The following is a 12,606-nucleotide window of genomic DNA, read 5'->3' as shown; positions in this document are numbered from 1 at the left end:
GCCGCTTTCACAGCGTAGGCGCGCGGTGCCGCTCCAAATAAGCCTCGACGTGCTCAGCATGGTCGGGCTGGCTCAGCACGAAGCCCTGCCCCAGCGGACACCCCGCCGCCCGCACCACGTCGACGTGCGACTCGGTCTCCAGGCCGCACGCGATCACGTCGATGCCCAGCCGGCGGGCCAGGGCCACCACCACGTCCACGATCGGCGTCGCCGGGCCGCGGCGGCCGGCCGGCTCGTTGAAGAGGGACTGGTCGATCTTCAGGACGTCGATCGGCAGGCGGCGCAGGTGGGCCAGGGCGGTCGGGCCGGTGCCGAAGTGGTCCAGGGCGGTGCGCACGCCCAGGGCGCGCAGGCCGGCGAGCTGCTCCACGGCCAGGGTGTCGTCCGGGAGCGCGGCCTCGGTGACCTCGACGACCAGGGACTCGGCCGGGACGTCGTGGGTGTCGATCGCGGTGGCCACGGTGCGCAGCCAGCCCTCGGCCGCGAGCTGGCGGGCCGAGACGTTCACCGAGATCCACAGGTCGCGGCCATCGCGGCGCCAGCGGGAGAGCTGGCGGCAGGCCTTGTGCAGGACCCAGGAGCCGATCTCGTCGGCCAGCCCGCCGCCCAGTTCTTCGGCGATGGCGAGGAATTCCGCCGGGGGTACCGCCCCCAGCCGCGGATGCCGCCAGCGCAACAGTGCCTCGGCGCCGACCGGCCGGCGGGTCGCGAGGTCGGCGACCGGCTGGAAGACCAGGTCGAGTTCGCCGCGGCCGATGAGTCCGGGCAGCTGCTGCTCGATCTCGGTGCGGCGGACGAGCGCGGCCTCGAAGGACTTGTCGTAGCACTCGACCCGGCCGCCGTCGCGGGCCCGGGCCAGCTGGTGGGCGCGGCGGCGGGCCACGTCGGCGTGGCGCAGGGCCTCCTCGGCGCTGCCGGCCCCGAGCAGGTCGGCCACGCCGACGTCGGCGGCCAGGTGCACGGTCTGCCCGGGCAGCTGGAACGGCTCGGCCAGCGCCGTGGCCAGGCGGGTGGCCAGCGCGAACGCGTGCACCAGCGGCGCACCGGTGAGCACGGCGAAGCCGGCCCCGCCGAGGCGGGCTGGGAGCTCGTCGGCGCCGGTGGCGGTGCGCAGGCGGCGGGCGGCCTCGATGAGCACCGCCCCGGCGACCGCCTGGCCGTGCAGGTCGGCGACGCTCTCGAAGCGGTCCAGCTCCAGCACGAGCAGCGAGCCGGGGCGGCCGTCGGCGCACGCCTCGGTCGCGGCGGCCACGAACTTGCGCCGGTTGGCCAGGCCGGTCTGGTCGTCGGTCCAGGCCACCTCGTCGAACGCGCGCTGCAGCTCGGCGCGGTCGCCGACGTCGCGCACGTGCACGACGAGGCCGGCCACCTCGGGCGCGGTGCGCTGGTCGCTGACCGTCGACTCGGTGTCGCGCCAGCGGCCGAAGCCGTCGCGCAGGCGGGCCTGCACGAGCACGTGCTGGTGCCCGTCGAGCACGGCGCGCAGCGCGTCGCGCATCTGCGCGGCGTCGTCCGGATGCAGCAGGTCGGTCAGCGGCCGGCCGAGGGCGTCCTGGTCGGACAGGCCGAACTGGCGGGCGGCGGCCGGGCTCTGCCAGCGCACCACGAGGTCGGCGTCGAGCACGATCGTCACGTCGGTCGAGCCGGACACCAGCGTGCGGAAGCGGGCCTCGCGACCGGCGAGCTTGCGGGCGTACCGGCGGATGTCCCGCGCCGCGAGCAGCTCCCGCACCGCGAGGACGCCGAACGCGGCCACGCCCAGCCCCACCGCGATGCCGTCGAAGCGGCCGCCGGTGAGCAGGTGCAGCGCCGACACCGCGACGGCGAGGAGGGCGGGCCCCATCAGCAGCGGGTACGCCGCGAGGGTGCCCGACTCGTCGTACGCCTCCGGGCGGGTGGGCTCGTCGCCGGCCCGGCGGGCGCCCGCGGTGACGAGGAACGGGCCCGCGACCATCGCGAGGCCGGCGAGCACCAGGCCGGCGGTGACCGCGGCGGGCGCCGCGGGCCAGGTGCGTTGGTGACCGAGGAGCAACAGGCAGTACACGACAAGGCCGACGATCGAAAGGGCGGCCCCTCCGCTGCAGCCCAGCGCCGCGGGACGGTGGCGCACGGCGCGCAGTCCGGTGACGACGGCGACGGCCACCGCCACCGCCCCGGTGACGGCCACGGCCAGGCGCAGCGGCGCGGTCCCGGGCGGCTGGGTGTGTCCGAGGGCGAGCACCCAGGCGCAGTAGAAGACGCTGACGCCGATCCCGGACCCGTCCAGCAGGCGGCGCAGCCGGGCACCGAGGGTCGGCGCGGTGCCCGGCAGCAGAAGAAGGCCCAGAAGGTACGTGGGTGCCGCGATGAGCGTCGTGCCCGCCGCGACCAGGCCCGGATCGACTCCCGGAAGCCCGGTGGCGGCCACGCCGGCCCCGGTGAACAGCGCGCCCATGCCGAGGAACCCGGCACCGCGGCACGGCCCGAAGTCGCGCCGCCCGTGGTGGATGCGCAGCGCGAGGCGGATCAGCGCCCCGGCCTGGACCAGCGCGGCGGCCCCGGCCGCGGCGGCCACCGCGACGAGGCCGAGCACCGGCCCGACGACCGCGGCGGCGCTGAGAGCCGCGGCCGCGGTGAGCATGATGAGCCAGAACGTGCGCGGGTTGCCGATCACTGCAGTGCCGCTTTCACGAGGGGGGTACTCGCTGAAGTGGTGCTCATCCCGCCCAACGACGAGAGCCGCCCGGGGTTACTGCCCGGTTGTGACAATTCGAAGCGTCACTCTATCGAGGGAGCCACATGCGTTCGATCGTCGTCGGCGGTGGGATCGGCGGGCTGGCCACGGCCCGGGCCCTGGGGCAGCGCGGCTGGGACGTCACGGTGCTTGAGCGGCAGCCGCGGATCGAGGCGGTCGGCGCCGGCCTCTCGCTCTGGCCGAACGCCCTGCGCGCGCTGGACCGGCTCGGCGTCGGCGACCGGGTGCGGGCGGCCGGCCGGCCGATCCTCGGCAGCGGCGCGTTCGGGGTGCACCGGGCGGACCTGCACGAGATCCTCGGTGCGGGGCTGGCCGTGCAGACCGGCACCACCGTGACCGACGTGCGAGCGCTCGAGGCCGACCTCGTGGTCGGGGCGGACGGGATCGGCAGCGTGGTGCGCGCGGAATACGCCCCCGAGGTCCGCATCCGCGACAGCGGGCAGGTGTCGTGGCGGGCCGTGGTCGCACCGGACCCGAGCGTCACCGGTGGCGGGGAGACCATGGGGCGGGGCGGGCGGCGGTTCGGTTTCCTGCCGATGGGACAACGCGGGATTTATTGGTACGCCGCTGTGCCCGCCCCGCTCCGCACCACGCCACCCGACGAGCAGCTGGCCGAGCTTTCCCGCATGTTCGCGGGCTGGCGCGAGCCGATCCCGCGGCTGGTGGCGGCGACCGACCCGGCCGCGCTGCTGCACCATCCGCTGCTGGACCTGGACCCGGTGGCGCCGATGCGCTTCGGCGACCACATCGCCCTGGTCGGCGACGCGGCGCACGCCATGACGCCCAACCTCGGCCAGGGCGCCTGCCAGGCCCTGGAGGACGCGGTCACGCTCGCCGCGCTCGCCGGCCGGGACCTGGCCGCCGGGCTGAGGGAGTACGACCGCGTGCGGCGCCCGCGAGTGGCGATGATCGTACGCAGATCGTGGCAGGTCGGCCGGCTCACCGGAGCCACCAACCCGGTCGTCAACGCCCTGGTCCGCACGGCGGCGCGATTGACCCCGGAGCGCGTGTTGCTGCGCCAGGCAGAACGGATCGCCGCCTGGGAACCGCCGTCCGCGTGGGAGCCGCCGTCCGCGTAGGGGCCGCCGTCCACGGAGGGACTCGGTGCGGTGTTGAGGGGGTGTGGGTGGAGCTTGCTCCCCCACCGCTTTTCAGGACATCGCAGGGTATCCAACAGTGCCCGAAAGACCATCCGCTCCGCTAGGCAGGAAGCCTGGCGTTGCTGATCTCGTCGCGGCCGAGCCAGTGGCGTAGCCGGCTGCGCAGGCCCTTGCGCTCGGGCACGTCGTCGCCCACGATGTCGGCGACCACGGCGGTGATGTTGTCTGGGCCGCCGGCGCGCAGGGCCAGGTCGACGAGGCGCTCGACGCACTCCTCGGGGTCCGTGTACTCCCGCATCGCCTCCTCGATCGTCTCCGCGCGCAGGACGCCGGAGAGGCCGTCGCTGCACAGCAGGTAGCGGTCGCCGGCGCGGGCGGCCGTCACGGAGTACACGGGATCGGTCGGCTGGCCCTGCAGGACCCGGCTGACCAGGGAGCGCTGCGGGTGGGTGGAGGCCTCGTCGAGGGTGATGCGGCCCTCGTCGACGAGCAGCTGTACGTAGGTGTCGTCCTTGGTGATCTGGGCGAACTCCTCGCCGCGCAGCAGGTAGGCCCGGGAGTCTCCAATGTGGACCAGGCCGATGCGCTCGCCGGAGAAGAGGATGGCGGTCAGCGTGGTGCCCATGCCCAGCTTGGCCGGGTCCTCCTCGACCTCGTCGCGGATGCGCCGGTTGGCGTCGGAGACGGCCGTGCGCAGGGCGGTGAGCAGGTCGTTGCCGGCGAACTCCTCGTCGAGGGGGGTCATCGCCTCGATCGCGAGCCGGCTGGCGACGTCACCGGCCGCCATGCCGCCCATGCCGTCGGCGACGGCCAGGAGCCGGTCGCCCGCGAACATCGAGTCCTGGTTCGAGGTGCGCACCAGGCCGGTCTCGGTCCGCGCCGCCCAGTGCAGGGCGAGCGGCTGCGGTCCGCTCTCGGCCTGCGGGGCCGTCTCTTCTTCCTGGTGGTCGGCCTCCGCCACGCCCTCCGCCACGCCCTCTGCCATGGGTGACAGCGTGCCGTATCGATCCCCCGGGCGTCTCTACGCACTTGTGCGTATCGTGGCCCGCATGCCGACCGCCCCCTTCATCGGACGAGCCGCCCAGCTCGCCGAGATCGAGGCCGCGTGGGCAGCCCGGCGCCCGGGGATCGTGCTGATCACCGGTGAGGGCGGCAGCGGCAAGAGCCGGCTGGTCGCCGAGGCGCTGCGGCGGATGGACCTGGACGGCACCACGGTGCTGCGCGGGTCGGCGCGGGCCCAGGGCGCGGCGCCGCACGACTGGCTGGCATCGGTACTGAACGGTCGCCCGGCCGAGTCCCTGCCGGTCGACGAGTCGCTGCTCAACCGGCTCGGGCAGCGCTCCTCGGACGCCGCCGAGCCACGGCTGGCCCCGGCGACCACCCTGCGCGCCGCGGTGGACGTGGTGCGGGCCCTGCTCGGCTCCTCGTTCGGCATCGTGCTCGTCGAGGACCTGCACGACCTCGACCCGGCCAGCCTCGCGCTGGTGGCCGAGCTGGCGGTGGCGGCCGAGTCGCTGCCCGCGCTGATGCTGGTCACGAGCCGGCCCCCGCAGGAGGCGGCGTTCGCCCCGGCGGCCGCGCGGACCCTGCGCCGGCTCGGCGGCTCGCCGTCGGTCCTGCGCGTGCACGTCGCGCCGTTCACCGCCCGCGAGACCGCCGAGCTGATCGAGGCCACGTACGGCAGCGCGCCCGCACCCGAGGCGGTGCGCGGGGCCCGGCGGCGCACCGGCGGCAACCCGTTCTGGCTGGCCGAGCTGCTGGCCGCGTACGGGACCGCCGACGACCTGCCCGCCGCTCCGCTGCCCGCGCACGTGGCCGGGCTGCTGGTGGAGCCGCTGACCAGCGAGCCGGCCCTGGTCGGGCGGGTGGCCCGGGCGGCCGCGCTGCTGGGCGACCCGGTGGAGAGCGACGTGCTGCTGCACGTGATCGGCGGCGACGTCGAGCCCGCCCTGCGCCGGCTGCTCGACCTGGGCCTCCTGCTCATCGCGCCCGACCTCGCGCCGGCCGGCTCGCTGCGGTTCCGCCACCCGCTGCTGCGCGAGGCGCTCGCCGCCGGAGCCATGCCGCGCGAGCGGACCCGCGTGCACACGCTCGCCCATCGGCTGGCCGCGGAGCTGGGCGACGACGCGGCGCTGGCGCGGCACGCGGCGGCACTCGGGCGTACCGCCGAAGCCCGCGCCGCCGCCTCCCGCGGTGCCGCCGCCAGCCTCGCCGGTGGGCTGCCCGAGGCCGCGGTCGAACTCGTCGCGCTGGGGCTCAGCGTGCCGGAGGAGCCGCGCAACGTGGCCGGGCTGGTCGCCGTCGGGGCCGCGGCCGCCTTCGTCTCGGCGCGCTTCGAGGCGGCGGCGGACTACGCGGGTGACTGGCTGCGTGAGGTACAAGAGACGGAACAGCGCGACGAGACGGCCGATGCGCACCGCGTCCTGGCCGCCGTGCGCTGGTGCCTCGGGGACCCGGACGGCCATCGGCGCTCGCTGGATCGCGCCGCGGCGGTCGGCGGGTCGGCGGCCTCGCTCGCCCGGCAGCGGGCGGCCGAGGCGGAGAGCGCGCTGCGCACCGAGGACGCCGCGAGCGCCCTGCCGCTGGCCGAGACCGCCCTCGCCGCGTGCGAGCGGGCCGGGGCCGGGATCGCCTCGGCCTCGGTCACGCTCGGTACCGCCCTCGCGCTCACCGGTGACGTCGAGCGCGGCGTCGCCCTGCTGCGCGCGGCCCGCCAGCTCGCCGCCCAGGAGCAGGATCCGGTCACGATCGGGCGCGCCGTGCACAACCTGGTCGCGGTGACCCTGCCGCGGCTGGGCGAGGTGATGGGCTGGCGGCTGTTCGACGAGTCGATGGCCACGATCGGCCGGTACGGCCTGGAGTTCTGCGCCGGCCGTACGACCACGCTCGGCGTCGCCCACGCCATGCGCACCGGCGACCTGGCGCGCGCGGAGGCGCTGGTCTGGTCCCGCCTGCCGATCGAGGGCGACCCGGTCGAGCGGGTCCGGTTCACCGCCCGCGCCGGCCTGCTGGCCCTGGAGCGCGGCGACGACCCCCTCGCGGTGCGGATGCTCGCCCGCGCCGACGCCGAGGGCCGCGACTCGGGTCTCGTCCGGGTGCTTCGGGTGGCCGTCGCTGCCCGGGGTGTACATCCCGTGGACCCCGCCGAGGCCCTGCGCGACTGTGTGGGGCGCTGCGGACCGGCGCGACTGGCGGAGGCGGCCCGCTGGGCGGTGCACGGCGGGGTGCCGGCGGCGGTGGTCGAGGAGCACGTCCCCGAGCGGCCGGTCCCGCTGCGGCTGCTGCTGGCCGTGGCCGCGGGCCGCGACGCCGAGGCGGTCGAGCTGCTGCCGGACGCGCGCGGGGACGCGACCGAGCGGGCCGAGGACGCGGCGGTGCACACGGCGGTGGCGCATGCGTTGGTACGGCTGGGCCGGGCCGGCGAGGCCCGCCGGCACGCCGAGCGCGCGGTGGCGCTGCTGGGCCACTGGCCGGGGTGGCGGCTGGCCGAGGCGGAGACGCTCCTGCACAGCCTGCGCGCGGGCGGCGACCTGACCGCGCGGGAGCTGGAGGTGCTGGGCTGCCTGGCCGCCGGGATGACCAATCAGCAGGTGGCGAGCTCGCTGGGCATCTCGATCCGGACCGTCGCGGTGCACGTGTCGAACCTGCTGCGCAAGACCGGCGCGGCCTCGCGTACCGAGGCGGCGCTGTGGGCCGTCCGGCACCGCCTCGCACCCGAACGTTAGGTGCTGAACGTCTTGCCGAACTGCACCACGGCGGCGTCGAGCTCCTGGTAGGCCGCCTCCTGCACGGCGTTGTCGCGGCGGCGGTCGGTGAGCTGCTTGCGCAGCAGCTCGATGCGCCGGGCGGCGTCGTTGGAGTCGGACAGCAGGTTGTTGATCTGGTTGCGGATGTCCAGGGCGACGTCCTCGCGGATCTCCCCGGTCTGCTCGCGGCGGTCCACGACGTCCAGGACGGCCTTGCCCGCGGCCTGGCGGGTCAGCGGGGACGGCAGCGGCGGCGGCGCGGCGGACCCCGTCGCCGGGGCGCCGGACGTGGCCGTGCCCGAGCGGCGGGGCTGCCCGTTCGTGGTGGGTGTGACCTGGGCGCCGGGCGGGCCGGGCACCACGGAGACGTAGATGCTCACCGAGGGGACGGGAGCGGCGTTCTCACCCCGCTTCGGGTCCGGGTCGTCGTCCCGGAGCAGGAGCACGGACAGTACCGTCGCGATGGCCACCACCACCGGAACCGCCAGCAGCACCCGGCGGCGGTTGCGGGCGGCCGGTGCGCTCGAACCCAGGATGCTCGCCAGCTCCGCGGCGGTGGGGCGGCGCATCGGGTCGGTCGACAGCGAGCGCAGGCAGGCGGCGGCGGCCGCGGCCGGCAGCCCGGGGACGTTGAGCACCGGGCGGCGCTCCGCGGCCAGGGCGCGCTCCAGCTCCTCCCAGGTCTGGGCCGGGTACGGCGGGGCGCCGGTGAGCATCTCGAACAGCAGGACGCCGAGGGAGTACACGTCGGTGGCGCCGCTGGCCGGGGCGCCGGTCAGCCGCTCGGGCGCGACGTAGGGCGGGGTGCCGAACGTCATCGCCTCCTCGCGCTGGCCGATGTCGGCGGCGATGCCGAAGTCCAGCAGCCGCACCCCGTCGCTGGTCAGCATGACGTTCTCCGGGGTCACGTCGCGGTGCACGACGCCGCGGCGGTGCGCGGCGTGCAGCACGTCGGCGACCGTGCCGGCCACCTGCACCGCCTCCGGCCAGGGCACCGGGCCCCGCTCGAGGCGGGCCGCGACGGAGATGCCCTCCAGCAGCTGCATCACCACGTAGGCGGCGATGCGACCGCGCGGCGTGACGGTCTCGCCGTAGTCGTACACCCCGATGGCGTTGGGGTGCTCGATGCGCGCGGCCGCGCGGGCCTCCCGGCGGATGCGGTCGCGCTGCCCGCCGTCGGACGCGATGGGGCCGTCGAGCACCTTGACCGCGACCGTGCGCTCCAGGGTGGAGTCCCAGGCGCGCCAGACGACCGACATGCCGCCCGCCGCGACGGGCTGTTTGAGAATGTAGCGGCGGGCGAGGATGTCGCCCTCCCGCAGCTGGGCCCCGGGCATCCTACGTTGAGGCCCGCACAACGAGTTCGGTCGGCAGGATCGGGTCGTCGTCGGCCGGGTCGAGCAGCAGGGCGGCGGTGACCGCGCCGAGCTCCTCGATCGGCTGGCGGACCGTGGTAAGTGCCGGCGTGGTGAACCCGGCGAGCGGCGCGTCGTCGAAGCCGACCACGGCCACGTCCTCGGGGACCCGGCGGCCGGACTTGCGCAGGGCCTGCAGCGCGCCGGCGGCCATCGCGTCGGAGGCGACGAAGAGCGCGTCGAGGCGGGGTGTGCGGTCCAGCAGCCACGCGGCGGCGTGCCCACCGGACGGGGTGGAGTAGTCACCGTACGCGATGATCGGCTGACGCCCGGCGGCCAGCACGGCGCGGCGGTAGCCCTCCAGCCGGTCCACGGCGGCCGGCGAGTCGGGCGGCCCGGCGATCGTGGCGATGGTCCGCCGGCCGCGCAGCAGCAGGTGCTCGACGGCCTGGCGGGCGCCGTCGCGGTTGTCGACGTCGGCGAACGGCACGGCCAGCTCCGGCCGGCCGGCCGAGCGCAGTGGCACCCGCGAGGCGGCCAGCGACACCGCCAGGGGGTGCTGCGCGGGCGCGCCGACCAGCAGCACGCCGCCGACCCCGCCCGCGGTCAGGAACTGGGTGGAGCTGGCGAAGGTGCCGCGGGTGGCCGACATCGTGAGCAGCGGCACGCCGCGCTCGGACAGCTCCTCCTCGGCCCCGGCCAGCAGGCGGGCCACGAAGCCGTCGCGGAACAGCCGCACGGCCGGCTCGAACACGACCGCGGCGACGGGCAGGCCGGCGCTCTGGTGGTCGGTGCGGCGCGGGGCACGGTGGCGGACGTACCCGAGCCGGGCGATGGCGTCGTGCACGGAGACCCGGGCCGAGGTGCTGACCCGGACGCGGCCCGTGAGGACGCGGGACACGGTGGCGGCGGAGACCCCCGCGGCGGCGGCGACCTCGGTGACGGTGGGTTGTGCTGGCTCAGCGGTGTGCTCAGGCATCAAGTCTCCTGTGGGAGCGATTCCTGCGGTCAGCGTCAGTCAGAGTTACCGCGATGTCAACTATAGGTTTCGATCACACTTATGAACTTCGCCAGGGCTATCGCCAACCTGCCTGGATAGGGAATAGTCGTCGATTGTGTCCGGGATCGAGGTTGGCCGCAGGGTGCTCGACCGCTACCTGCTGGTCCGTCCGATCGCCCGGGGCGGAATGTCGCTGGTCTACGAGGCCGTCGACCTGGAGCGGATCCGGCCGGCCGCGGTGAAGGTGCTCGCGCCGGCGTTCGCGAACAACACCCGCGCCTGCCACGCCGCGCGCCGCGAACCGCACCTGATGCAGCGCATGCGCCACCCCACGGTGCCCAAGGTGTTCGCGTTCGGCGAGATCGAGGCCGAGGGCGTGCACGTGCCGGCCGTGGCGATGGAGCTGCTCAACGGGGTGCCGCTGGCGACCCGCCTGGGCGAGGGCCCGGTGCCCTGGCAGGAGGCGGTGGAGATCGCCGCGTCCGTGGCCGAGCTGCTCGCCGTCGCGCACCGCCGGGGGATCGCGCACCGGGATTTGACCGCCGACAATGTCATGCTCACCACCGCCGGTGTAAAGATCATTGACTTCGGTCTCGCGGTACCGTTCGCGCACCCGTCCGCCTCGCGCGTCGAGCAGTCCCCGGCGTGGGACGTGTACGCGCTGGGGGTGCTGCTGTACCACATGCTCACCGGCCGCTCCCCGCACGCGCCCGGCGCCCGGCTGCTGCAGGCCGCCCCGACGCCGGTGGTGCTCACGCCCGGCCTGCCCCGCTCGGTCGCCGAGCTGTGCCGCCAGTGCATGGCCAAGCGCCCCGACGAGCGCCCGGACAGCGCCGCCGTCGCGCTCTCCCTGTGGGCCGAGTTCGCACCCGGCTGGCGGCAGCCCCGGGACTTCACTGAGAGCTACGGCACACCCTCTCATCACGTTGTGTAACCGAGGCGTTTTGGCTGCGTAAGGCCCGTGTCAGGTGCTCGGTTGGAGTTGCCTTCAGCACCCCTGTTACCCGTTGTAATCGGCGCGGCGGCAAGCCAAGCTTCTCGGACAAGGTGCACGACGGTTGCCGGCAAGGAGCCGCCGAGCACCACCACCGGATAGCCGAGGGGAAGCTGTCATGTCAGGTTCGAAGGTCACCGGCGTGGTCGTGACGGGCGGAGCCACCGCCGGTTCGCTGCCCGTCACCGGAAGCCCGGTCTTCGCCATCGTCGTCGCCGGGATCGCGCTCGTGGTCACCGGTTTTCTGATGGTTCGGGCGTCCCGCTTCAACCGCAGCGCCGCCTGATCCATGACGGCGATCCTTCTGGTCGGCTTCGCGCTGCTGACGCTGTGGCCGGCGTACAACCTGGCGCTGGTGGCGTTCTCCGCCGGCGACGCGGCCACCGCCGGACGCCGCCGCCGGCGCGATGCCATCGCGCCGAACGGCAACGAGCCGCTGACCTTCTGGATCGTCGTGCCCGCCCTCAACGAGGAGCGGGTGGTCGGCCGGACCGTCGGCGCCGCCCTGGCGCTCAGCGGACCGGAGGGCACGCGCACCAGGGTCCTGGTGGTCGATGACGGATCGGACGACGGCACCCCGGACGTACTGGCCGCCATCGACCACCACGGCCTCACGGTCCTGCGCCGCGACTTCCCCAACGCCCGCAAGGGCAAGGGCGAGGCACTCAACGCGGCGTTCCGGGCGATCCGGGACCTGACCCTGGCCAACGGCGACGACCCGGAGCGGGTGGCGGTGGGCGTCATCGACGGCGACGGCCGCGGCAGCACCAACCTGCTGTCCGAGGTCTCCCGGCTGATGCGCGACCCCGGCGTCGGCGCGGTGCAGGTCCGCGTGCGGATCCACAACCGCAACCGGGTGCTGGGCGCTGTGCAGGACCTGGAGTTCGCCGCGATCGCCAACGCCAGCCAGCTGCTGCGCGACGCGGCCGGCACGGTCGGCCTGGGCGGCAACGGGCAGTTCGCCCGGCTGTCGTCGCTGATGCGGCTGGGCAACGCGCCCTGGTCGCACTGCCTGGTCGAGGACCTCGAGCTCGGGCTGCGCATGCACCTGGGCGGGGACCGCATCCGCTACACCTCGCTGGCCCACGTCAAGCAGCAGGGCCTGGTCGACGTCAAGCGCCTGGTCCGGCAGCGGACCCGCTGGGCGCAGGGCAACCTGCAGTGCATCTCGTACGTCCCGCGGCTGATCGCCTCGCGCCGCATCCGCAACCACGCGCTGATGGAAATGCTGTACTACCTGCTCGCGCCCTGGATGAACGCGTTCGGCACCGCCGCGGTGTTCGGGCTCTGGGGCTACGCGATGTGGCACCTGGTCCCGGGCCACGGCGACACGGTCCTGATCCACTCGTGGGGTCAGATGGCCCAGGTCGCGCTCTTCTGGGCCGTCGGGATGACCGTCCCGGGCCTGGTCTGGGCGGCGGTGCACCGGGTGCAGCTCGGCGACGAGCGGACCTCGGTCCTGCTCAAGGCCGCCGTGGCCTACCCGTTCTTCCTGATCCTCGGCCTGGTCGCGACCTGGCGGGCGATCGGCCGGCAGGTAGCCCGGCGCAACGCCTGGGCCAAGACCGAGCGGCTCGCCGAAGAGCCGGTCACTGCTTGAGCCTGGCCCGATTTGAGCTGACCCGATTTGATTTGGCCCGATTTGATTTGGCCCAATTTGATCTCGCCCGATTTTTC

General features: G+C 74.9%; 8 protein-coding genes and 1 pseudogene. 5 read left to right on the top strand and 4 right to left on the bottom strand.

Translation table 11 applies throughout. From position 1 onward, the window contains the following. Positions 1-7: 7 nt before the first annotated feature. Complete coding sequence (locus tag ACQP00_RS10710) at positions 8-2,653, bottom strand: putative bifunctional diguanylate cyclase/phosphodiesterase (protein ID WP_433217815.1); 2,646 nt, start codon at positions 2,651-2,653, stop codon at positions 8-10. Between the two features lie 125 nt (positions 2,654-2,778). Here ACQP00_RS10710 and ACQP00_RS10705 point away from each other — a divergent pair, with 125 nt between their 5' ends. Then, on the top strand, positions 2,779-3,813 hold the full coding sequence (locus tag ACQP00_RS10705) for an FAD-dependent oxidoreductase (protein ID WP_433217813.1): 1,035 nt from the start codon (positions 2,779-2,781) through the stop codon (positions 3,811-3,813). Between the two features lie 196 nt (positions 3,814-4,009). Here the strand turns inward: ACQP00_RS10705 and ACQP00_RS10700 are convergent. Then, positions 4,010-4,726 (bottom strand): annotated as a pseudogene (locus tag ACQP00_RS10700) (PP2C family protein-serine/threonine phosphatase); the annotation flags it as partial. Positions 4,727-4,883: 157 nt separating this feature from the next. Here ACQP00_RS10700 and ACQP00_RS10695 point away from each other — a divergent pair. Then, complete coding sequence (locus tag ACQP00_RS10695) at positions 4,884-7,559, top strand: LuxR C-terminal-related transcriptional regulator (RefSeq protein ID WP_433217811.1); 2,676 nt, start codon at positions 4,884-4,886, stop codon at positions 7,557-7,559. On the opposite strand, the gene ACQP00_RS10690 is transcribed toward ACQP00_RS10695, so the two are convergent. After that, entirely contained in the window at positions 7,556-8,917 is a 1,362-nt protein-coding gene (locus ACQP00_RS10690) for a serine/threonine-protein kinase (RefSeq protein WP_433217809.1), read from the bottom strand. The genes ACQP00_RS10695 and ACQP00_RS10690 overlap by 4 nt on opposite strands. A 1-nt stretch (position 8,918) precedes the next feature. Beyond that, on the bottom strand, positions 8,919-9,914 hold the full coding sequence (locus tag ACQP00_RS10685) for a LacI family DNA-binding transcriptional regulator (protein WP_433217807.1): 996 nt from the start codon (positions 9,912-9,914) through the stop codon (positions 8,919-8,921). 163 nt (positions 9,915-10,077) lie between these two features. Here ACQP00_RS10685 and ACQP00_RS10680 point away from each other — a divergent pair, with 163 nt between their 5' ends. The 3 genes from ACQP00_RS10680 (at position 10,078) to ACQP00_RS10670 (ending at position 12,529) form a co-directional block, all read left to right on the top strand. Further along, positions 10,078-10,869: a serine/threonine-protein kinase gene (locus tag ACQP00_RS10680; RefSeq protein ID WP_433217805.1), complete on the top strand. Its 792-nt coding sequence runs from the start codon at positions 10,078-10,080 to the stop codon at positions 10,867-10,869. A 178-nt stretch (positions 10,870-11,047) separates the two neighbouring features. After that, the gene (locus ACQP00_RS10675; RefSeq protein WP_223102416.1) at positions 11,048-11,215 is read left to right on the top strand and encodes an LPXTG cell wall anchor domain-containing protein; all 168 of its coding nucleotides are present in this window, start codon (positions 11,048-11,050) and stop codon (positions 11,213-11,215) included. A gap of 3 nt (positions 11,216-11,218) precedes the next feature. Beyond that, positions 11,219-12,529, top strand: coding sequence for a glycosyltransferase (locus ACQP00_RS10670; RefSeq protein ID WP_433217803.1), 1,311 nt, complete (start codon positions 11,219-11,221; stop codon positions 12,527-12,529). The last annotated feature ends 77 nt before the right edge of the window (positions 12,530-12,606 follow it).

Origin of the sequence: Dactylosporangium sp. CS-047395 (genome assembly GCF_050942185.1) — a bacterium.
In the GTDB taxonomy this organism is placed as follows: domain Bacteria; phylum Actinomycetota; class Actinomycetes; order Mycobacteriales; family Micromonosporaceae; genus Dactylosporangium.
Note: the sequence above shows the minus strand (reverse complement) of the source record. Positions and strands in the feature narration are given on the sequence as shown.

What these genes read in the sequence shown, in the direction of transcription:
- ACQP00_RS10705 (WP_433217813.1), top strand. Translation starts at nt 2,779, where the DNA reads ATGCGTTCGATCGTCGTCGGCGGTGGGATCGGCGGGCTGGCCACGGCC.
- ACQP00_RS10695 (WP_433217811.1), top strand. Translation starts at nt 4,884, where the DNA reads ATGCCGACCGCCCCCTTCATCGGACGAGCCGCCCAGCTCGCCGAGATC.
- ACQP00_RS10690 (WP_433217809.1), bottom strand. Translation starts at nt 8,917, where the DNA reads ATGCCCGGGGCCCAGCTGCGGGAGGGCGACATCCTCGCCCGCCGCTAC.
- ACQP00_RS10685 (WP_433217807.1), bottom strand. Translation starts at nt 9,914, where the DNA reads ATGCCTGAGCACACCGCTGAGCCAGCACAACCCACCGTCACCGAGGTC.
- ACQP00_RS10675 (WP_223102416.1), top strand. Translation starts at nt 11,048, where the DNA reads ATGTCAGGTTCGAAGGTCACCGGCGTGGTCGTGACGGGCGGAGCCACC.
- ACQP00_RS10670 (WP_433217803.1), top strand. Translation starts at nt 11,219, where the DNA reads ATGACGGCGATCCTTCTGGTCGGCTTCGCGCTGCTGACGCTGTGGCCG.